The organism is Sphingomonas sp. PL20 (assembly GCF_017875905.1).
GTDB lineage: Bacteria > Pseudomonadota > Alphaproteobacteria > Sphingomonadales > Sphingomonadaceae > Sphingomonas > Sphingomonas echinoides.
In genome coordinates this window covers 3,819,350-3,839,666 of the sequence record NZ_JAGINH010000002.1, presented here as the reverse complement: position 1 = coordinate 3,839,666, position 20,317 = coordinate 3,819,350, and the positions used below count along the sequence as shown (strand labels likewise).

Genomic DNA, 20,317 nt, shown 5'->3' with positions numbered 1-20,317 from the left:
CTCAGCCGAAGCGGTGCTTCAGCGCCAGCATCGCCAGCGCTGCCTTGGCGGCTGCACCCCCTTTGTCGAGCTGCGCGCGGTCGGCGCGCACGATCGCCTGCGCTTCGTCCTCGGTGGTCAGAATGCCATTGCCGATCGGCAGCCCGTCCATCGACAGCGCCATCAGCCCGCGCGCGCTTTCGCCCGCGACGATCTCGAAATGATAGGTCTCGCCGCGAATCACCACGCCCAGCGCGACAAAGGCATCATAGGCCCCGCTCTCCGACGCCAGCGCGACGGCGGCGGGAATCTCAAGCGCGCCCGGCACGGTGATCGTCTCGTGCTTATGGCCCGCCTCCTCGATTGCGGCGCGCGCGCCGTCGAGCAGCATGTCGTTGAGATGGTCGTAGAAGCGGGCTTCGACGATGAGAATCTTTGCCACGATCAATCCTTGGGAATGCCAGAGTGCGAAATTGCGCCGCCTTGATAGCGCGGGTCGTCGCTGATGTCGCGGACTGCCCAACTGGGTGAGGGCAAGGCCGTTAATCCCGCATCGTCGCTCCATTCAATCTCGGCGAGTTCCAGCGGTGCCACCGCACCAAGGAATTGATCGAGTCCGAACGTGATCCCTTGGTCCACAATCTCATAGCGCCGCTTGATGAGGGCCGCGGCGGGCAGCGTCTCGAGCAGCGCGTACTCGTCCTGGGTCAGGTAGGTGGTCACAATCGGTCGCGCGAGCGGATCGCTGCATTCGTATTTCTTGGTGAGCTTCAGCGCCTGCTCGCCGCTGGCGCTTGCCGTCATTCGCCGCAAACGCATCCGCGTGTTGGCGATGTAGCGGTCCTCAATCAGAACGTACGGCAGCGCCGACAGGTCGGGGCGCGTCGCGGGATCGACCAGCCAGCGCCGCTCGCGTTCGATATGCGCATATTTGGGATCGCGTGCCTCGTCGATCCCGGTGCGCATTATTCGCCTCCAGTACCGGGAATCGCGCGCTCGTCGACAATCGACAGGCCATAACCTTCGAGGCCGACCAGCGCATGATGGGTGTTGGTCAGCAACACCATTTCTTCAACGCCCAATTCGGCCAAAATTTGCGCGCCGACGCCGTAATCGCGCAGTTCCTCGACCTCGGGCGCGCCCGCGCCCTTGCCCTCGCCGCGCAGCTTGATGAAGCGCGTGACCGAATCCTTCATCGGGCGGTTGATCACGACGATGACGCCGGCCCCTTCCTCGGCGATCACTTCCATCGAGCGCGAGAGCAGGCCCGAGCGTTCGGACACCTCGCCAAACATGTCGACGAAATAGGAGGCGGTGTGCATCCGCACCAGCGTCGGCTTGGCCGGGTCGATCTTGCCCTTGACCAAAGCGATCGTCTCGTCGCCGGTCGCCTTGTTGTGGAAGGTCATCGCCTTCCATTGGCCACCCCATTTCGACTCGAACGCCATTTCGGCGCGCTTCTCGACGAGATGGTCGTGACGGCGGCGATAGGCGATCAAGTCGCGGATCGTGCCGATCTTGAGATTGTGGAATTGCGCGAAGGTGACGAGATCGTCGAGGCGGCTCATCGTGCCGTCCTCGTTCATGATCTCGCAGATCACGCCCGACGGGTTGAGCCCGGCCAGGCGTGCGACGTCGACTGCCGCCTCGGTATGGCCGGCGCGCACCAGCACGCCGCCATCGCGCGCGACCAGCGGGAAGACGTGACCGGGCGTGACGATCTCGTCCTTGCCTTTGGACGAATCGATCGCGACCGAGATCGTGCGGGCGCGGTCGGCGGCGGAAATGCCGGTGGTAACCCCGTCGCGCGCCTCGATCGAGGTGGTGAAGGCGGTTTCGTGCCGCGTGCCATTGTGGCGGCTCATCAGCCCCAGGCCCAGTTCATCGACGCGCTTCTTGGTCATGGCGAGACAGATCAGCCCGCGACCATATTTGGCCATGAAGTTGATCTTCTCGGGCGTCGCCATTTGTGCCGGGATGACCAGATCGCCCTCATTCTCGCGGTCTTCATCGTCGACCAGAATGAACATGCGGCCATTGCGGGCCTCGTCGATCAACTCCTCGGGGCTGGACAGGAACCCATGGCGCAGACGCGCGACTTCAGGCTGTGGCACGATAATGCTCCATGCGTTTCAAATAGCGGGCGAGGACGTCGATCTCGATATTGACGGCGGCACCGGGGTGAAGATCGCCCAGCGTGGTCATCGCCTGGGTGTGCGGAATGATGTTGAGCGAAAAATGCGAGGTGTCGCCGTGATCGGCGACGGCATTGACCGTCAGCGACACGCCATCGACGGTGATCGACCCCTTTTGCGCGACGAAGGGCGCAAGATCGGCGGGCACCGCAATGTCGATTTTCCACGAGTCGCCTTCGGGATGAACGCCGACCACGGTGCCGATGCCATCGACATGGCCGGTCACGATATGTCCGCCCAGTTCTTCGCCAAGCTTCAGCGCGCGTTCGAGGTTGAGGCGGCGTCCGGCGGTCCATTGTTCGGGCGGCGTGCGCGAGACGGTTTCGCCCGAGACGTCGGCGGCGAACCAGCCGGGCTCGCCTGCGCCCGATTTGTCGACGACAGTGAGGCATACGCCCGAACAGGCGATCGACGCGCCAAGATCGACGCCTGTCATATCATAGTCCGTCCGCACGAAGATGCGCCGGTCGCCGCGCGCCTCGACCCGGTCGATCGTGCCGATATCGGTGATGATGCCGGTGAACATCGCGCTATCCTCTTTCGCCTGGTGCAGGCTCCCTTACGCGCTCGTAAACCTCGAGCCGGTCGCTGCCAAGGCTCCGCGAATCGATCAGGCACCAGCGGCCATGCGCGTCGGCAAGATCGGTGAGGCCAATGTCGGGCAGCGTGCGTCCGCCGCCGATCAGGATCGGGGCGCGATACAGCAACAGCCGGTCGACCAGGTCGGCGGAGAGAAAGGCGGCAGCGGTGGCCGGGCCACCTTCGACCAGCACATGATCGACCGAATCGAGCGTTGCAATGTCGGCGGGTGCAGCGAGGCGCGTCCAGCCATCGGCTTCGGTGCGTGACAGGAGCAGGCGTTGCGGGCTGCGCGCCTCCAGGCCAGCGAGTCGGACGTCGAGGGTCGGAGCATCTGCCTCAAATGTGCCGCGTCCAACCACAATCGCTTCGTGGCGCGCGCGTTCCAGGTGCGCGTGCGCGCGGGCTTCCGGACCGGTGATCCAGACGCTTTGCCCCGACGCCAGCGCCATCGCACCGTCGAGCGACAGCGCGAGTTTGAGCGTGACCTGCGGGCGTGCGAGCAGGCGTCGAGCGAGAAATCCCGCCATCGCCCGGCGCGCTTCGTCGGCGCGCGCGCCGACCTCGACCGTGATTCCGGCGTCGCGCAGCCGCGCGATACCCGCGCCGTTGGTGCGCATATCGGGGTCTTCCAACGCCACCACCACCCGCGCCACGCCCGCCAGTTGCAGCAGATCGCTGCACGCAGGGCCGCGCGGCGAGACATGCGCGCAGGGTTCCAGCGTGACATAGGCGGTCGCGCCGCGCACCTTTTCACCGGCCTCAGCCAGTGCCATCGCCTCGGCGTGGGGGCGGCCGTCGGGCTGGGTCCAGCCGCGCCCGACGACGCGGCCGTCGGACACGATCACGCAGCCGACATTGGGGTTGGGGGCGGTGCGCCCGCGCCCGCGCTCGCCGAGCGCGAGCGCGGCCCCCATCCAGCGATGGTCGTCGATCATGCTCAGAGCCCGTAAGCCTTGAGGCCGTCATTCACTTTCTTGAACTGCGCGCGCCGTTCGGCCTGCAGCCGCTTCAACTCATTTTCGCGCTTGGTCTGTTCGATGCCGTCGATTTTCTGCTGGGCGATGATCTCGGCATCGGTACGATTGAGCGGCCATTGCTGCACATAGATGATGTCGCGGTGATAGGGCTTGGGCGGGATCCGCGATTCATAAATCACGCCGACCACCATCACATAGGTCAGCGCGAGCGCGACGCCCATGAAGCCGAGCTGATGCCGCTGCCGCGTGACGATGTAATAACGCAGATCGCGCCAGGCACGCAGCGGGGAGAAATAGCGCAAAAAGTTCATGGAAAGGGAGATAGGCGCGGCGGGGCACCGATGCCACCCCCGCCGCACCGTAACCACGGTCCGCTAGTCGCCATCGAGTTCAAAGCGCACCGCCATGGTGCGCCATGCCTCGACCGGCACGCCGTCGCGCGTTCCGGGCATGAAGCGCCATTTGGCCAGTGCCTGCTTGCGCGTCGCTTCGAAAAAGGCGGTGCTGGCGGCGCTGAGTTGCCGCACCTCCTTCACGCGCCCGTCCGTCCCGATCAGCACAAGCACGACGACTCGGCCCGTGTGGCCAGCCAGGCGTTCGTCGCTCGGGTAAGCGGGTTGAAACAGGTTCGCGTAGCGCGAATCGAGCTGGGGCGCGACGATCGTCGGAAGGTGTGGCGGGGTGCCGGTGTGAACCTCGCCAGCGCCGCTGCCGACCTCCACCTCGATCTTGGAGGGAGGAGCGATCGGCAAGGCGGCGGCGGTGAGGTCGGTCGTGGATTGCTGTTTGGAACTGTCAACGGTTTCCGGGGGTGGGTTGGTCGGGACTGGGGCCTTCAGATGCGGCGCGGGCAGGGTCTTTTCCGGCGGTGGCGGATCGGTCGGGATCGGGATGTTGATGGTCGTCAGCGGCGGATCGACCAGATGGGTGACGAGATTGGGGGCGGTCAGCGAAAGCCCGAACAGCAGCACCCCGCTCGCGCCGAGTGCGAAGCCTACACCCCCGGGGCTAAGGCCTTGGCGGCTGGAATAACGATCTGCGTACATCGTTTCTCTCCCACTATGGTGTCCGGTCGCACGCCGGATAGGAGAGAATGTTACATCATAACATTTGCGACGCAAGAGACATTATATCAGATCGTGGAAAGCCGCGCTGCCGCACGATCGCGACCGATCAACGGCAGCAGCGCCTTCATGTCGGGGCCGTGATCACGCCCGGTCAGCGCGCGGCGCAGCGGCAGGAACAGCGCCTTGCCGCTGCGTGCGGTCTCGGCCTTCAACGCGGCGGTCAGCGCGTGCCACGGGTCCGCATCCCACGGCATTGCGGCGACATGGCGCGCGGCGGCGGCGAGGAAATCGGCATCGGCGGGGTCGCGCACCGCGTCGATCGGCCCCTCGATCACCTTCCACCAATCGGCGGCTTCGGCAACGGTCGAGAGGTTGGGTCGCACCGCTTCCCATTCCGCCGCCCCCATGCCCGAGGGCAGCCGTTCGGACACGCTGGCGAAATCGAGCTGGTGGACGATTTTGGCGTTGAGCCCCGCCAGTTCCGTCTCGTCGAAGCGCGCAGGCGCGCGGCCGAATTTGGCAAAATCGAAGGTTGCGACCAGCGCGGCGGTGTCGACCAAAGGTTCCACCGGCAAGCTCGTCCCGATTCGCGCGAGCAACGCGCGCACGGCGGCGGGCTCGATCCCGACCTCGCGGAAATGCTCGACACCGAGCGAGCCAAGCCGCTTGGACAATTTGCCTTCGGAGCCGACCAGCAACGCTTCATGCGCGAAAGCCGGCGCGGCGACGCCCATCGCCGCGAACATCTGCAATTGCAGCGCGGTGTTGGAGACATGGTCCTCGCCGCGCACGACATGGGTGATGCCCATGTCGGCATCGTCGATCGCCGAGGGGAGCATATACAGCCACGATCCATCGGCGCGGCGGATCACCGGATCGCTCATCGTCGCCGCGTCGAATTTCTGGAGGCCGCGAATCAAATCGTCCCAGACGATCGGCGTGTCATGATCGAGCTTGAAGCGCCAATGCGGGGCGATGCCGTCGGCCTCCAGCCTGGCGCGGTCGGCATCCGACAAAGCCAGCGCGGCGCGGTCATAGATCGGCGGCAAGCCGCGCCCGGCGGCGATCTTGCGCTTGAGATCGAGTTCCTGCGCGGTTTCATACGCCGGATAGACCCGGCCCGCCGCGCGCAACGCGGCAAAGCGTGCCTCATAGAGCGCGAACCGCGCCGACTGGCGTTCTTCTCCGTGCGCGGTGAGGCCAAGCCAGCCGAGATCGGCGCGGATCGCGTCGACGAAGCGTTCCTCGCTGCGTTCGGCATCGGTATCGTCGATGCGCAGCCAGAATTCCCCGCCTTGCGCTTGCGCCCACACCCAATTGTGGAGCGCGGTGCGGATATTGCCGACATGCAGCATACCGGTGGGCGAGGGGGCGAAACGGGTGCGAATGGTCATGGATTTGCTCTAGGCAGCGCTGGTTCGTGCGGCAATGCCCCTTTACCGCGCGCAAAGCCCGCGCCTAAAGGACGCTTTGCCAAGAGCGCGCGCAGCCAGACGCGGGGCATGGGGACCACAGGGAGTTTCGAACGCCATGAAATTGATGACCGGCAATTCGAACTTGCCCCTCGCGCGCGATATCGCGTCCTATCTCGAACTGCCGTTGACCGACGCGCTGGTCCGCCGCTTCGCCGATGAGGAAATCTTCGTCGAGATTCGCGAGAATGTGCGCGGCGAGGATGTGTTCGTGCTGCAATCGACCGGCTATCCGGCGAACGACAATTTGATGGAATTGCTGATCTGCATCGATGCGTTGAAACGCGCCTCGGCCAAGCGCATCACCGCCGTCATCCCCTATTTCGGCTATGCCCGGCAGGACCGCAAGCCGGGGCCGCGCACGCCGATTTCGGCCAAGCTCGTCGCCAATCTGATCACCGTCGCGGGCGCTGACCGCGTACTCTCGGTCGATCTGCACGCCGGGCAGATCCAGGGCTTTTTCGATATCCCGACCGACAATCTGTTCGCCGCGCCGGTGATGTCGGCGGATATTCTCACGCGCTATGGCAAGCGCAATTTGATGGTCGTTTCGCCCGACGTTGGCGGCGTGGTGCGCGCGCGCGCGCTGGCCAAGCGACTCGACAATGCGCCGCTCGCCATCGTCGACAAGCGGCGCGAGCGCGCGGGCGAATCCGAGGTGATGAACATCATCGGTGAGGTCGAGGGCCGTTTCTGCATTCTGATCGACGATATCGTCGATTCGGGCGGCACGCTGTGCAACGCCGCCGCTGCGCTCAAGCAAGCGGGGGCCGAGGGCGTCGCTGCTTATATCACGCACGGCGTGCTGTCGGGTGGTGCTGTGGCGCGCGTCGAAAGCTCGGCGCTCGAGGAACTGGTGATCACCGATTCGCTCGGCAGCCATGACATTGTCGCCGCCGCCAAGAAGATCCGCCATCTGACGATCGCCCCGCTGCTCGCCGAAGCGATCCGCCGCATCGCCGATGAAAGTTCGGTGTCGTCGCTGTTTGACTGAGAGCGCGGGCGCTCAGGCCAGCGCGTCCCAGATCAGCTTCACTCCGACCAGCACCATCAGCGCATAAATGGCGGTGTAAAAGTGTGCGGGCGACACGCGGCGCACCAGCCAGACCCCGGCAAAGGTCGACGCAATCGCGACCGGCAGCAGCAGCGCCGCCACGCCCAAAGTGTCGCGGTTGAACTGGCCGAGCGCCCAATAGGCCGGCACCTTGATCCAATTGACCGCGGCAAAGAAGATCGCGGTGGTGCCGACCAGTACATCGCGTGGCAGGCGGCGCGGCAGCACATAGATTTGAAAGGGCGGTTGTCCGGCATGGGCAACCTGGCTGGTAAAACCCGAGGCAATGCCCAGCAGCGTGCCGACCCAGCCCGGCGCCTGGGCCGCGACCGCCACAGCGCCGCGCCGGTCAGCCCATAGCCGGTACAGACCGAACACCACCGAGATCGCCCCGACCAGCGCCAGCACCGCCGTGGTTGGAACCTGCGCGGCAAACAGATAGCCGAGCGCGATCCCGATAGCGGCACCCGGCAGCATCCAGCCCAATATGCCCGCATCCCAATCGCGCCGGAACGCCCATACGCCGACCACATCCTGCACGATCAGGATCGGCAGCAGGATCGCAGCCGCGCGTACCGGTGAGGTTGCCATCGCCAGCAGCGGCAACGACAGCGCGCCAAGCCCGACAAAGCCGCCCTTGGACAGGCCGAGCAGCAACACCGCTGGAATCGCCAGCGCGTAGAAGAAAGCGCTCTCGTTCAAGGGGAAACGGGTGTTGCCTGCTGTGTTGCGGCGCGCACGCCGGCATGGCCGCGGCGTTTGAGTTCGGCCTTCAGCGCTTCGGGGCTTGGCGCGACCAGAAAGCCGAAGCTGACGGTCCCACTTTTGGTTTCCACCACATGGTGCAGCCTGTGCGCCTGGATGATGCGCTTCATATAGGCCGATTTCGGCAGATAGCGGTGGTTGAAGCGTTTGTGCACGATCACGTCGTGAAAGCCGAGATAGATCGCGCCATAAGCGGCAATCCCGGCACCGACCCAGATCGTCCAGTCGCCCCAGCCCCATTGCACGCCGCCGAGCAACAGCGTTATCGAGGGTGCTGCGAAGATCACGAAATACAGGTCGTTCAGTTCCCAATTGCCAGTGCGCGGGCGGTGATGGCTTTTATGCAGGAACCAGCCCGGCCCATGCATCAGCCAGCGGTGCGCGCCGTAAGCGAACCCCTCCATTCCGGCGACGGTGGCGATGAACAGCAGCGGGCCGATGATCCAGGACATGGATGCGATATAGCGGGCCGCACGCGCAATGGCGAGCGATGCGCGTGCCTACGGGGTGGATTCGCACGGGCGGCTGTGCTTAAGGCCACTCTATCCCCGATCTTCGAAAGGCACGCAGCCCATGAACATCCATGAATATCAGGCCAAGGAAGTCCTCGCGAAATTCGGCGTGCCGGTGCCTGCAGGGTTCGCTGCGCTGACCGTCGAAGAGGCCGTCGCCGCCGCCGCCAAGCTTCCTGGGCCGCTTTACGTCGTCAAGGCGCAGATCCATGCCGGTGGCCGCGGCAAGGGCAAGTTCAAGGAACTCGGGCCTGATGCCAAGGGGGGTGTCCGCCTCGCCAAGACGCTCGACGAGGTGCGCGCTGCGGCAACCGACATGCTCGGCAACACGCTCGTGACCGCGCAGACCGGCGAGCATGGCAAGCAGGTCAACCGCCTCTACATCACCGACGGTGTCGACATCGCCAAGGAATTCTACCTGGCACTGCTCGTCAACCGCGCCACCGGTCGCGTGTCGATGGTCGCCTCGACCGAAGGCGGCATGGACATCGAAACCGTCGCGCATGAGACGCCCGAGAAGATCCACGCGATCGACATTGATTGCGCGACTGGCTTCCAGCCGCATCATGGCCGCGCCGTTGCCGCTGCGCTCGAACTGAAGGGCGATCTCGCCAAGCAGGCCGCCAGCGTCGCGTCCAAGCTGTATGACGCCTTCCTCGGCACCGATGCCGAGCAGATCGAAATCAACCCGCTCGCCGTCACCGACGACAACAAGCTCGTCGTGCTCGACGCCAAGGTCGGCTTCGATGGCAACGCCATGTTCCGTCACAAGGATCTGCTCGAACTGCGCGACGAGACCGAGGAAGATCCGGCCGAGCTCGAAGCCTCCAAGTACGACCTGGCCTATATCAAGCTCGACGGCGACATTGGTTGCATGGTCAACGGTGCCGGCCTCGCCATGGCGACGATGGACATCATCAAGCTCAACGGCATGTTCCCGGCCAACTTCCTCGACGTTGGCGGCGGCGCCAATAAGGAGAAGGTGACGGCTGCGTTCAAGATCATCCTCAGCGATCCGAACGTGAAGGGCATCCTGGTCAATATCTTTGGCGGCATCATGCGCTGCGACATCATCGCCGAGGGCATCGTCGCGGCCGCCAAGGAAGTGAACCTTTCGGTGCCGTTGGTCGTTCGTCTCGAAGGCACCAACGTGCAATTGGGCAAGGACATTTTGGCCAATTCCGGCCTGGCGATTGTGCCTGCCAACGATCTGGGCGATGCCGCCAAGAAGATCGTCGCTGAGGTGAAAAAGGCTGCGTGAGCGATAGCGGCTCCAGCGATGGCGGCTGCCGATGCGGAGAAATCCGTTTCAAGGTGTTTGGCGACCCGCTGATCACTATGGCCTGCCATTGCCGGGGCTGCCAGCGAATGACTGCCAGCGCTTATTCGGTCAGCGCCTTCTACCCGGCCGACCGTTTTGAAGTGTTGGCGGGCGAGCCGGTGGCGGGGGCGCTGCGGGGACCGCAGCGTCACCTCTATTGCCCGTCCTGCCTGAGCTGGGTGTTCACACGCCCCGAGGGCATGGACGATTTCGTAAATGTCCGATCGACGTTGCTGGACTCGCCCCCAAATGATGCGCCGTTCATCGAGACGGTGATTGCAGAAGCGCTGCCCTGGGCGCGGATTGGCGCTGCACATGCATTTGAGGGGTTTCCACCCCGAGAGCAGTTCCCGGCCCTCATTGGAGAATTCATCGCGGCGCGCGCCAATGCAACATCGGTGTGATCGATTGCTTGATCTTTTCGCGCGACATCGCCACATCTGCATTGGATTGACGTAAACGTAAAGAACCGTTCGGAGAGCGTGCAATGAAGGTGCTGGTCCCGGTCAAGCGCGTGCTTGACTATAATGTGAAGCCCCGCGTGAAGGCGGACGGGACGGGGGTCGACCTCGCCAACGTCAAGATGAGCATGAACCCGTTCGACGAAATCGCCGTTGAAGAGGCGATCCGCCTGAAGGAAAAAGCGGGCGTTACCGAGATCGTCGTCGTGTCGATCGGCGAGCAGAAGGCGCAGGAAACGCTGCGTACCGCGCTGGCCATGGGTGCCGACCGCGCGATCCTGATCGTGTCCGAAGACAAGGTCGAGCCGCTCGGCGTCGCCAAATTGCTCGCCAAGATCGTCGAGGAGGAACAGCCCGACCTCGTCATCCTCGGCAAGCAGGCGATCGATGATGACAACAACCAGACCGGCCAGATGCTCGCCGGGCTGCTCGGTCGCGGCCAGGCGACCTTCGCGTCCAAGGTCGAATTGTCGCCCGGCACCGTCGTGGTGACGCGCGAAGTCGATGGCGGCGCGGAAACCGAATCGCTGCCGCTGCCCGCGATCATCACGGTCGACCTGCGCCTCAACGAGCCGCGTTATGCCTCGCTGCCCAACATCATGAAGGCCAAATCCAAGCCGCTCGCGCAGAAAACCCCGGCCGATTACGGCGTCGATGTCAGCCCGCGCCTGACCACGCTGAAGGTGGTCGAGCCGCCCAAGCGCTCGGCGGGGATCAAGGTCGCCGATGTCGATGAACTGGTGGCCAAGCTCAAGGCAATGGGAGTCGCAAAGTGAAGACGCTCGTTTGGGTCGAACATGATGGCGCATCCGTGAAGGACGCCACCCTCTCCACCGTCACCGCCGCTGCCAAGCTGGGTGAAGTCCATCTGCTCGTCGCCGGCCAGGGCGTCGGCGCAGTGGCCGAGGCCGCCGCGAAGATCGCGGGCGTCGGCAAGGTGCATGTCGCGGACGATGCGGCCTATGCCCATGCGCTGGCTGAAAACGTCGCGCCTTTGGTCGCCAAGCTGATGGAAACGCATGACGCGTTCCTCGTGCCCGCTACCACCAACGGCAAGAACATTGCGCCGCGCGTCGCCGCCTTGCTCGACGTGATGCAGATTTCGGACATCCTCTCGGTCGAGAGCGAAGATACCTTCACGCGCCCGATCTATGCCGGCAACGCAATCGCCACGGTGCAGACCAAGGACGCCAAGAAGGTCATTTCGGTGCGCGGCACCGCCTTTGAAAAGGCCGCGACCGAAGGCGGTACGGGCACGATCGAAGCGGTTGCCTCGACCGGCGATGCGGGTGTTTCGACCTATGTCGGTTCGGAAATCGCCAAGTCGGAGCGGCCCGAGCTGACCTCGGCCAAGATCATCGTCTCGGGCGGGCGTGCGCTCGGGTCGAGCGAGCAATTCCATGCCGTGATCGATCCGCTCGCCGACAAGCTCGGCGCGGGCGTCGGCGCCAGCCGCGCTGCCGTCGATGCCGGCTATGCGCCGAACGATTATCAGGTCGGCCAGACCGGCAAGATCGTTGCTCCCGAAGTCTATGTCGCGGTCGGCATTTCGGGTGCGATCCAGCATCTGGCGGGGATGAAGGACAGCAAGACCATCATCGCCATCAACAAGGACGAAGACGCGCCGATCTTCCAGGTCGCCGATCTCGGTCTGGTCGGCGATCTGTTCAAGATCGTGCCGGAGCTGACCGAAAAGCTCTGATAGTCCGCGTATCGGACCAGAAGACGGGCGCTCCACACGGGGCGCCCGTTTTCGTTTGGAGGGATCAAACGGCCTTTGCGCGCGGCGCGATGTAGCGCAGCACGACATAGCCCGCGATCGCCGACAGGATCGATCCGCCGAGCACGCCGATCTTGACCGAATCCTGCAGCTGCGCGTCGCCCGGAAACGCCAGGCCGCCGATAAACAGACTCATCGTGAAACCGATTCCGGCGAGCAGGCCGACTCCATAAAGCTGCATCCAGCGCATCCCCTTGGGGCGCTTGGCGATCCCCAGACGCTCGGCGATGGCCACACCCCCGACAATCCCGGCCTGTTTGCCGAGGAACAGCCCACCCGCAATGCCCAGCACCAGCGGGTCGCCTAGCGTTGCCGCCGACACGCCCAGCAGCGACACCCCCGCATTGGCAAAGGCGAACAGCGGCACGATGCCGAACGCCACCCACGGCGACAGCGCATGTTCCAGCCGGTGGAGCGGCGAATGCGCCGCATCGGGCGCGCCGGGGGAGGTGGCGACCGGGATCAGCGCGGCGGTGATCACGCCGGCAACGGTCGCGTGCACGCCCGACAGCAGCACCAGCCACCACAGGCCGACAAAGCCGAGCAGATAGGGCCACAAGGCCACCACCCCGCGCCGGTTGAGCGTGAACAGGATCAGGATCGTACCCGCCGCGCCCGCCAGCGCGATCCAGTCGATACCGTGGCTATAGACGAGCGCGATGATCGCGACCGCGCCGCAATCGTCGACGATTGCCACGGTGGTGAGGAACAGCTTCAGCGCCGGGCTGACGCGTTTGCCGAGCAGCGCCAGCACGCCAATCGCAAAGGCGATGTCGGTCGCCGCCGGAATCGCCCAGCCGGGGCTAAGCGCAGGGGCACCGCCGGTCATGGCGAGAAAGACCAAGGCCGGCATCGCCATCCCCGCGCCCGCCGCGATGATCGGCAAGCGCCGTCGCGCGGGGCTCGCCAATTGCCCGTCGACCAGCTCGCGTTTGATCTCCAGCCCAACCAGCAGGAAGAACACCGCCATCAGGCCGTCATTGATCCACAAATGCACCGTCATCGGGCCGATGGCGGGGGCCAGCACCGGCCCCGTTTCCTGGTGCAGAAACGCGAAATACGCGTGCGCGAGCTCCGAATTGGCGAAGATCAGCGCGAACGCGGCCGCCGCCATCAACACCATGCCGCCTGCCGCTTCCTGGGCGAGGAAGGTGCGGAGCGCCGAACGGATGTTCCGCGCTACGCGGCGCGATGTGCTGGAATTGGTCATGCCGCAGCCTAGCGGCACGGGGCGCTGCGGGGAACCGAAACCGGAGCTGTTCGGGGGTTTTACCCCGCCGCGCGGGCAAAGGCGGCGGCGTCGGCGACTTGGGCGTCGCTGGGGGTGACGCCGGTATAGAGCACGAACTGGTCGAGCGCTTGCAAGGTCGCGATTTCGGTGCCGGTGATGATCCGCTTGCCGGCCATTTGCGCGGCGCGCAGCAGCCGTGTTTCCGGCGGATATTGCACCACATCGATGACGATTTGGCTCGCCGCGATCATCGCCTCGGGAAAGGCGAGCGCGTCGGCGTCGCCGCCCGCCATGCCAATCGGCGTGACGTTGATCAGCAACGGCGCACCCGTCGCGCCAAGATCGGCCTGCCAGCGAAAGCCGTAGCGCGTCGCCAACGCCTGTCCCTGCTCGGCGTTGCGCGCGACGATCGTGCCGTCGCGAAACCCGCTATTGCAGAGCGCCGCGACCACTGCCTTGGCCATGCCGCCCGATCCGCGCAGCACGAACGGCGTCGCGGGGTCGATATCGGCGATCAGCCGCGCCACCGCCGCATAATCGGTATTGTGCCCGGTCAGCGTGCCCTCATCGTTGACGATGGTATTGACGCTGTCGATCGCGGCGGCGGAGGGGGCGATGCCGTCGAGCAGCGGGATCACCGCTTCCTTGAACGGCATCGAGATCGCGCACCCGCGAATGGCGAGCGCGCGAATGCCGCGCACCGCGCCCTCCAGATCGCGCGTCGAAAACGCCTTGTAGACGAAATCGAGCCCGAGCAGTTCATAGAGCCGGTTGTGGAAGCGCGTTCCGAAATTGCCCGGGCGTGCCGATAGCGACATGCACAGCCGCGTCTCGCGCCCGATTAGCGGTTTGGTGGGCATGGGCGGCGTCCTCCTCAGCCCGCCAGCGCTTCGGCGATCAGCGTGCGGGTGTTGTCGATGCCGTACAACGCGATGAAGCTGCCCATGCGCGGGCCTTGGCTGGAGCCGAGCAGCGTTTCGTACAGCGCGCCGAACCACGCCCGCAGCGGATCGAAGCCGCCTTCATTGCCGATCGCATAGACGATGTTCTGCAAATCGACCGCCGAGGCATCGGCGGGCGCGGCGGCCAGTTCGCGGTCGAGCCGTTCTAGCGCGGCCACCTCGATCCCTTCCGGCTTGCGGCGCTGGAGCGTTGGCGCAACGTAATCGCGGTTATAGGCGAGCGCATGGCCGATCAGCGCGTCGAGCTCGGGCGTAACGGCACCTTCGATATAATTGCTGAGATAGCCGTGCACCTGCTCCGCCGTCGCGCCCGCGCCCAGCACGCCGACCAGATTGAGCAGCAAGCCAAAGGTGACCGGCGGGGTCGTGTCCGGCACGTCGCCGCCATGGATGTGATGCACCGGATTGCCGAGCTTCTGTTCGACCGGCTGCGCGGCATAGCTGCCGCGGAACTGGAAATAGTCGTCCACCGCGCGCGGAATGACGCCGATGTGCAGCTGCTTGGCCTTTTTGGGCTCGCGGTAGGCGAAGAAGGCCAGGCTTTCCTGCGTGCCGTACTCGAGCCACTGCTCCAGCGTCAGGCCATTGCCCTTGGACTTGGAGATCTTCTCGCCCTTTTCGTCGAGGAACATCTCGTAGATCAGCCCCTCGGGCGGGCGACCGCCGAGCACGCGCGCGATCTTGCCCGACTGCACGCCGCTGTCGATCAGGTCTTTGCCGTACATCTCATAATCGACGCCAAGCGCGACCCAGCGCATCGCCCAATCGACCTTCCATTGCAGCTTGGCCTGCCCGCCGAGCACCGATTGGACGAGCACTTCGCCATCGCTGTCGGTGAAGCGGATCGTGCCCTGCTCGACATTGACGACCTCGACCGGCACTTGCAGCACGATCCCGGTCTTGGGGCTGATCGGCAGGATCGGCGAATAGGTGGCGGCGCGTTCCTTGCGCAGCGTCGGCAGCATCACCCCCATGATCGCGTCATAGTGGCGCAGCACGCCCTTCAGCGCATCGTCGAACACGCCCGCTTCATATTGCGAGGCGGAGGAGATGAATTCGTATTCGAAGCCGAAGCGATCGAGAAAGTCGCGCAGCATCGCATTGTTATGGGCAGCGAAGCTCTCGAACTTCTCGAACGGATCGGGAATGCGGCTGAGCGGCTTGCCGAGGTTTTCGGTCAGCATGGCCTGGTTGGGCACGTTGTCGGGGACCTTGCGCAGGCCATCCATATCGTCGCTGAACTCGATCAACCGCGTCGGCGCATCGGTCAGCGTCTGGAAGGCGTGACGCACCATCGTCGTGCGCAGCACTTCGTTGAACGTGCCGATATGCGGCAGACCCGACGGGCCATAGCCGGTTTCGAAGATGATCGGCGCGCCGCCGGGCTTGCCCTCGGGATAGCGTTTCAGCAGTTTGCGCGCTTCCTCATACGGCCAGGCTTTGGAATCGAGGGCGGCGGTGCGGAAAACGTCGGTCATAAGCGGGGGCGTAGCGCATGGGTGCGGCGCGGCACAACCTCCATCGGGCGGTATGTGCCGCAAGGGGCGGATCAAGGTTGCCCTTTCGTTCCGGCTCGCGCACTGTCGGCGCGATGTCGCCGTTCCCCGATCTTGCGCTGCCCTATCCGGCGCTGCACGCCAGCCATAGCGGCATCTGGATTTCGGATGAGGACGGCACGCGGCCGATCGGGCGGGGGGAGGCGATCCGGATCGCCGCCGATACGCCGGTCATCCTGCTCAATGCCGCCTTGGTCGGGCAGCGGCTGGGCTATGCCGATCTGTCCGGGCTCGATCTGCTCGAACTGTTCGCCTTTTTGTGCCCGGCGCGCTTCATGGTGCCGACGCCGCGCGGGCTCGCGCGCGTGACGGGGCTGACGCCGCCCGCCGCCGATGCCGAAGTCGCCACCTTCCTGCGCGCAGCCGCCGGGGCGTTGCTCGGCATGATCGAAGGCGAGTGGCCCGAACGCGAGGGCGCGTGGACGGCGGCGCAGTCGCTGTTCCGTCTCCGCTGGACCTGGGCACCGGTGCTGACCCAGCGCCTCAAAAAGCCCGATACGGCCGAGCGCTGGCTGTTCACCAAGCTCGGCGAATGGTCGGAGGGCGCGCCGCGCGCGCAGCCCCGCACCGTCACGCTGGAAGCGGACGAGACGCAGGCGCGGCTCGCCCGCTTGACCGGCAGCACCGCCGAGCAGCGGCCCGGCCAACGTGCCTATGCGCAGGCGGCACGCGAGGCGTTTGCGCCGCGCATGGCGGCGGGGATGCCCAATATGGTGCTCGCCGAAGCCGGCACCGGCATCGGCAAGACGCTCGGTTATCTCGCGCCCGCTTCGCTCTGGGCGGAGAAGGCCGATGGCGCGGTGTGGGTGTCGACCTTCACCAAGGCGCTGCAGCGGCAATTGGGGCATGAAAGCGCGCGGCTCTTTCCCGATGCGACAATCCGCCGGGCGAAGGTGGTCACGCGCAAGGGCCGCGAGAATTACCTGTGCCTGTTGAACCTGGAGGACGCGCTGCAAGGCGGGTTCGCCGGGCGCGCCGCGATCCTCGCGCACCTCGTCGCGCGCTGGGCGGCGTATAGCGCGGACGGCGATATGGTCGGCGGCGATCTGCCCGGCTGGCTGCCGACCTTGTTCCGCCGCAACGGCGCGACCGCGCTCACCGACCGGCGCGGCGAGTGCGTCTATGCCGGTTGTCCGCATTACCGCAAATGCTTCATCGAAAAGGCGGCGCGCGCGAGTGCCGATGCCGATCTGGTCATCGCCAACCATGCGCTGGTGATGGTCAATGCCGCGCGCGGGCGCGAATCGAATACGCGCCCGACGCGCTATGTGTTCGACGAGGGGCATCATCTGTTCGATGCCGCCGACGCGATGTTCTCGACCGCGCTGACCGGTGCCGAGACGATCGAGCTCAGGCGTTGGGTGCTCGGCCCCGAATCGGGCGGGCGCGGGCGGCGGCGCGGGCTCGCGGCGCGGCTGTCCGATGTGGCGAGCTATGACGAGGGCGGCGCGCGCGCGATCGCCGATGCGGTGAACGCGGCGCAGGCGCTGGCGAGCGATGGCTGGCTGCAGCGCCTGGGCGAGGGCGCGCCGTTCGGGCCGATCGAGGCGCTGCTGGCGGCGGTGCGCGGGCTCACCTATGCCCGCGCCGAATCGGGGCGCGATCCGGGCGGCGATGCGGGTTATGGCTTGGAGACCGAGCTTGCCGAGCCCGATCCCGGCTTGATCGAGGCGGCTGGCCCGGCGGCGGAAGCGCTGGATGCGTTGGTGCGCCCGCTAGTGGCGCTTGGGCGGCGGCTGGAGGCGGTGCTCGACGAAGCGCCCGACTGGATGGATGGGCCCGCGCGTGCGCGCATCGAAGGGGCAATCGCCTCGCTTGGCTGGCGCGCCGAGACGGTGGCGGCGTGGCTGTCGCTGCTCGCGCGGATCGGCGGCCCGGCTTCGCCCGACTTCGTCGATTGGATGGCGGTCGATCGCGTCGAGGGGCGCGATTATGATGTTGGGCTGCACCGGCATTGGCTCGATCCGACGCGGCCCTTTGCCGAAACCGTGCTGAAACCCGCGCATGGCGTGCTGGTAACCTCGGCGACCTTGCGCGGCGGCGGCGATTGGGACGTGGCCGAGGCGCGCACCGGGGCGACGCATCTGCTGCGCGGCGCGAGTCGATTCGAGGCGGCGTCGCCGTTCGATTATGCGAGCCAAGCCGAAGTGCTGATCGTCACCGATGTGAAGCGCGGCGACATGGGGGCGCTCGCCAATGCTTATGCGCGGCTCGGCGTGGCGAGCGGTGGGGGAATGCTCGGCCTGTTCACCGCGATCCGGCGGCTGCGCGGCGTCCATGCGCGCATCGCGGATCGGCTCGCCCGCGAAGGGCTGCCGCTCTACGCCCAGCATGTCGATCCGATCGATACCGGCACGCTGGTCGATATTTTCCGGGATGATCCGGCGGCCTCGTTGCTTGGCACCGATGCGCTGCGGGACGGTGTCGATGTGCCGGGCCGGTCGCTACGGATGGTGGTGATGGAGGGGGTGCCCTGGCCCAAGCCGACCGTGCTGCACGCCGCGCGGCGCCTGGCAGGCGGCGGCAGCGGCTATGATGACCGAATCGTGCGGGCACGGCTGGCGCAGGCGTTCGGCCGTCTGATTCGGCGCGCGGATGATCACGGCGTGTTCATCTTGCTCTCGGCAGCAATGCCGTCGCGACTGCTGACGGCCTTCCCGCCGGGCGTGACGATCACCCGCGTTACGCTCGATGAAGCGGTGGCGCGTGCAGCAGCGCTTCCCTCCGCCGCGCAAACGGGGCATGAGGCGCGCGAAACCGCCTGACGGAGACCCGCATGACCGCCGGCACCAAGACGCTGACGTTGCTCCGCCACGCCAAATCGGGGTGGGACGATCCTGCGCTCCGTGATTACGACCGCGCCCTCAACGCGCGCGGCAAGCGCGCCGCCGCCTTGATCGGTGGCTATCTGCGCAGCGGCGGCGCGGTGTTCGATCACATCATCGCCTCGCCCGCGCTCCGTGTGGTGGAGACGCTGGCGCAGGTCGAAACGGGCTATGGCCGGACGCTTGCGCCCGAGTGGGATCGGCGCATCTACCTCGCTTCGGCGGTAACCCTGCTCGATATCGTCCACGAATTTTCCGAGGATAGCGCGCGGGTCCTGCTGGTGGGCCACAATCCCGGGCTGGAGGATCTGGCGATGCTGCTGGTGCCGAATTCGGACGAGCCCGCGCGCGTTGCGCTCGAGGCAAAATATCCGACCGCGACCATCGCCGAACTCGCGTTCGAAGGAAGCTGGGCCGATCTGGCGGCGGGCAGCGCGCGGCTGGTGCGCTTCGTGCGTCCGCGCGATCTTGATCCGGCATTGGGGCCCGAAGAGGATTAATCCCTCGCCAGCAGCCCCTTCAGCCCGGCCAGCGCGCCGGCTGGCTTTGCCTCTTCCTCGCTGATCACCCCCGCCGCGCGCAGCGCCGCCGCCGCATTGGGCCCGCGCGGGAACGGGTCGAGCGCCAGCGCCATCGTCTCCGCCGCCGCTTCGCCCAGATCGATCGCCGCGCCATCATAGGGCATGGTGTCGAGCGCATCGAGGTCGAGTTCGATTTCTTCCTCGGCGGTGGCTTCCTGTTCGGTGACGAAGCGCAAGGCGACGTCTTCGCTGACGGTGACGGGCAACGGCTCCTCGGTCACCGAGCACGCCTGCACCACCGCCGCGCGCACTTCGCCGCGCGCCACCACGCCCGCCGCATCGCGCTGCACGCGGAAGGTGGCCTCCAGCCGATCGACCGCGAGCAGACCAAAACGCTCGGCGAGCGCGCTACGCTCGGCCGCATCTGCGGTGATCGAGACGCTGCGGGCACCCTCGCCAATCGTATCGATTCGCTCCAGGCGCGAAAATTCGGGGGCCGTCATGGCAAGTCTCCAGCAATCACCGCAGCAACGGGGGTAGCCGCCAGCGCGTCTCGAAAGGCGATCAGCGCGGCTTGGGTATGCGCCAGCGCGGCTGGGGTGGGGGCGATGCCGCGGTAGAGGTTGCGCTGCAGCGCCGTCGCAAGATCGCCGAGCACCAGCCCGTCGCGATACGCGCCCAGCCGCCCGCCGAGCATGCTCATCATCTTGCCGATATGTTTGCCAACGCCGATGTCGCCAATACCGCTTTCGCGCAATTGCCCGTCCATGTCGGTGACGAAACGCTCGGTCAGGCGCGCGCTGACGGCGGCGGACCCGGCGTCGCCCTCCAGCCGCAACAGCACCAGCGCCAGCACCGCCGCCACCATATCGAAGCGCCCGTCAAGCGTATCGGGCACCCCGCCCGCCTCATACCAATGTGGCGCGCGGGCGCGTTCGATCACGCTCGTATACAGCCGCAGCGCTACCGTATCGCGCTCCCCGCCCAGCAATCTGGTAAGCCAGCCCAAAACCTTGTTCCCCATGCGCCCTTGTTTGGCCGCGTTTCCCGGCATATT

Annotated in this window: 22 protein-coding genes; 7 read left to right on the top strand and 15 right to left on the bottom strand. The window is 65.9% G+C overall.

Annotated elements, in window-relative coordinates; genetic code table 11:
- Position 1 precedes the first annotated feature (1 nt).
- The 8 genes from ribH to H4W01_RS18000 all read right to left on the bottom strand — a co-directional run bounded on the left by ribH (position 2) and on the right by H4W01_RS18000 (position 6,194).
- Positions 2 to 421 (bottom strand): 6,7-dimethyl-8-ribityllumazine synthase, encoded by a 420-nt coding sequence (gene ribH / locus H4W01_RS18035; protein WP_010405859.1) that lies wholly within the window; start codon positions 419 to 421, stop codon positions 2 to 4.
- A 2-nt stretch (positions 422 to 423) separates the two neighbouring features.
- On the bottom strand, positions 424 to 945 hold the full coding sequence (locus H4W01_RS18030) for a hypothetical protein (RefSeq protein ID WP_209612725.1): 522 nt from the start codon (positions 943 to 945) through the stop codon (positions 424 to 426).
- Entirely contained in the window at positions 945 to 2,093 is a 1,149-nt protein-coding gene (ribB, locus tag H4W01_RS18025; RefSeq protein ID WP_443024800.1) for a 3,4-dihydroxy-2-butanone-4-phosphate synthase, read from the bottom strand. Before ribB ends, H4W01_RS18030 begins: the two co-directional genes overlap by 1 nt.
- Positions 2,080 to 2,700: a riboflavin synthase gene (locus tag H4W01_RS18020; protein WP_209612724.1), complete on the bottom strand. Its 621-nt coding sequence runs from the start codon at positions 2,698 to 2,700 to the stop codon at positions 2,080 to 2,082. The genes ribB and H4W01_RS18020 overlap by 14 nt, the downstream gene beginning before the upstream one ends.
- Before the next feature lie 4 nt (positions 2,701 to 2,704).
- Positions 2,705 to 3,691 (bottom strand): bifunctional diaminohydroxyphosphoribosylaminopyrimidine deaminase/5-amino-6-(5-phosphoribosylamino)uracil reductase RibD, encoded by a 987-nt coding sequence (gene ribD / locus H4W01_RS18015; protein WP_209612723.1) that lies wholly within the window; start codon positions 3,689 to 3,691, stop codon positions 2,705 to 2,707.
- 2 nt (positions 3,692 to 3,693) lie between these two features.
- On the bottom strand, positions 3,694 to 4,044 hold the full coding sequence (locus tag H4W01_RS18010; RefSeq protein ID WP_209612722.1) for a hypothetical protein: 351 nt from the start codon (positions 4,042 to 4,044) through the stop codon (positions 3,694 to 3,696).
- Positions 4,045 to 4,107: 63 nt separating this feature from the next.
- Positions 4,108 to 4,779: an energy transducer TonB gene (locus H4W01_RS18005; protein WP_209612721.1), complete on the bottom strand. Its 672-nt coding sequence runs from the start codon at positions 4,777 to 4,779 to the stop codon at positions 4,108 to 4,110.
- Positions 4,780 to 4,865: 86 nt separating this feature from the next.
- Positions 4,866 to 6,194: a glutamate--tRNA ligase gene (locus H4W01_RS18000; protein WP_209612720.1), complete on the bottom strand. Its 1,329-nt coding sequence runs from the start codon at positions 6,192 to 6,194 to the stop codon at positions 4,866 to 4,868.
- A 136-nt stretch (positions 6,195 to 6,330) separates the two neighbouring features.
- Between H4W01_RS18000 and H4W01_RS17995 the strand changes: the two genes are divergently transcribed.
- Positions 6,331 to 7,266 (top strand): ribose-phosphate pyrophosphokinase, encoded by a 936-nt coding sequence (locus tag H4W01_RS17995; protein ID WP_010405850.1) that lies wholly within the window; start codon positions 6,331 to 6,333, stop codon positions 7,264 to 7,266.
- A gap of 12 nt (positions 7,267 to 7,278) precedes the next feature.
- On the opposite strand, the gene H4W01_RS17990 is transcribed toward H4W01_RS17995, so the two are convergent.
- Both H4W01_RS17990 and H4W01_RS17985 read right to left on the bottom strand, forming a co-directional pair.
- Positions 7,279 to 8,028 (bottom strand): sulfite exporter TauE/SafE family protein, encoded by a 750-nt coding sequence (locus H4W01_RS17990; RefSeq protein ID WP_209612719.1) that lies wholly within the window; start codon positions 8,026 to 8,028, stop codon positions 7,279 to 7,281.
- Positions 8,025 to 8,543 carry a sterol desaturase family protein gene (locus tag H4W01_RS17985; RefSeq protein WP_209612718.1) on the bottom strand — a complete coding sequence of 173 codons (519 nt, stop codon included), beginning with the start codon at positions 8,541 to 8,543 and terminating at the stop codon, positions 8,025 to 8,027. Before H4W01_RS17985 ends, H4W01_RS17990 begins: the two co-directional genes overlap by 4 nt.
- A 121-nt stretch (positions 8,544 to 8,664) precedes the next feature.
- Here H4W01_RS17985 and sucC point away from each other — a divergent pair, with 121 nt between their 5' ends.
- The 4 genes from sucC to H4W01_RS17965 all read left to right on the top strand — a co-directional run bounded on the left by sucC (position 8,665) and on the right by H4W01_RS17965 (position 12,087).
- A complete protein-coding gene (gene sucC, locus H4W01_RS17980; RefSeq protein WP_209612717.1) occupies positions 8,665 to 9,864 on the top strand; it encodes an ADP-forming succinate--CoA ligase subunit beta in 1,200 nt (399 codons plus the stop codon).
- Positions 9,861 to 10,328: a GFA family protein gene (locus H4W01_RS17975; RefSeq protein ID WP_209612716.1), complete on the top strand. Its 468-nt coding sequence runs from the start codon at positions 9,861 to 9,863 to the stop codon at positions 10,326 to 10,328. Before sucC ends, H4W01_RS17975 begins: the two co-directional genes overlap by 4 nt.
- Before the next feature lie 83 nt (positions 10,329 to 10,411).
- Positions 10,412 to 11,161 carry an electron transfer flavoprotein subunit beta/FixA family protein gene (locus tag H4W01_RS17970; RefSeq protein ID WP_010405844.1) on the top strand — a complete coding sequence of 250 codons (750 nt, stop codon included), beginning with the start codon at positions 10,412 to 10,414 and terminating at the stop codon, positions 11,159 to 11,161.
- Positions 11,158 to 12,087: an electron transfer flavoprotein subunit alpha/FixB family protein gene (locus H4W01_RS17965; RefSeq protein WP_033966993.1), complete on the top strand. Its 930-nt coding sequence runs from the start codon at positions 11,158 to 11,160 to the stop codon at positions 12,085 to 12,087. The genes H4W01_RS17970 and H4W01_RS17965 overlap by 4 nt, the downstream gene beginning before the upstream one ends.
- 64 nt (positions 12,088 to 12,151) lie before the next feature.
- On the opposite strand, the gene nhaA is transcribed toward H4W01_RS17965, so the two are convergent.
- From nhaA to H4W01_RS17950, 3 genes are read right to left on the bottom strand one after another with little or no spacing between them, the layout of a single operon-like run.
- On the bottom strand, positions 12,152 to 13,375 hold the full coding sequence (gene nhaA, locus H4W01_RS17960; RefSeq protein WP_209612715.1) for a Na+/H+ antiporter NhaA: 1,224 nt from the start codon (positions 13,373 to 13,375) through the stop codon (positions 12,152 to 12,154).
- Between the two features lie 59 nt (positions 13,376 to 13,434).
- Positions 13,435 to 14,256, bottom strand: coding sequence for a shikimate 5-dehydrogenase (locus H4W01_RS17955; protein ID WP_209612714.1), 822 nt, complete (start codon positions 14,254 to 14,256; stop codon positions 13,435 to 13,437).
- 14 nt (positions 14,257 to 14,270) lie between these two features.
- On the bottom strand, positions 14,271 to 15,836 hold the full coding sequence (locus H4W01_RS17950; RefSeq protein ID WP_209612713.1) for a lysine--tRNA ligase: 1,566 nt from the start codon (positions 15,834 to 15,836) through the stop codon (positions 14,271 to 14,273).
- Positions 15,837 to 15,949: 113 nt separating this feature from the next.
- Between H4W01_RS17950 and H4W01_RS17945 the strand changes: the two genes are divergently transcribed.
- A complete protein-coding gene (locus H4W01_RS17945) occupies positions 15,950 to 18,679 on the top strand; it encodes an ATP-dependent DNA helicase (RefSeq protein ID WP_209613439.1) in 2,730 nt (909 codons plus the stop codon).
- Positions 18,680 to 18,690: 11 nt separating this feature from the next.
- Entirely contained in the window at positions 18,691 to 19,239 is a 549-nt protein-coding gene (locus H4W01_RS17940) for a SixA phosphatase family protein (protein WP_209612712.1), read from the top strand.
- Here H4W01_RS17940 and H4W01_RS17935 read toward each other — a convergent pair.
- On the bottom strand, positions 19,236 to 19,763 hold the full coding sequence (locus H4W01_RS17935; RefSeq protein ID WP_209612711.1) for a YceD family protein: 528 nt from the start codon (positions 19,761 to 19,763) through the stop codon (positions 19,236 to 19,238). The genes H4W01_RS17940 and H4W01_RS17935 overlap by 4 nt on opposite strands.
- Entirely contained in the window at positions 19,760 to 20,284 is a 525-nt protein-coding gene (locus H4W01_RS17930; RefSeq protein ID WP_209612710.1) for a ubiquinol-cytochrome C chaperone family protein, read from the bottom strand. Before H4W01_RS17930 ends, H4W01_RS17935 begins: the two co-directional genes overlap by 4 nt.
- Positions 20,285 to 20,317: the final 33 nt, after the last annotated feature.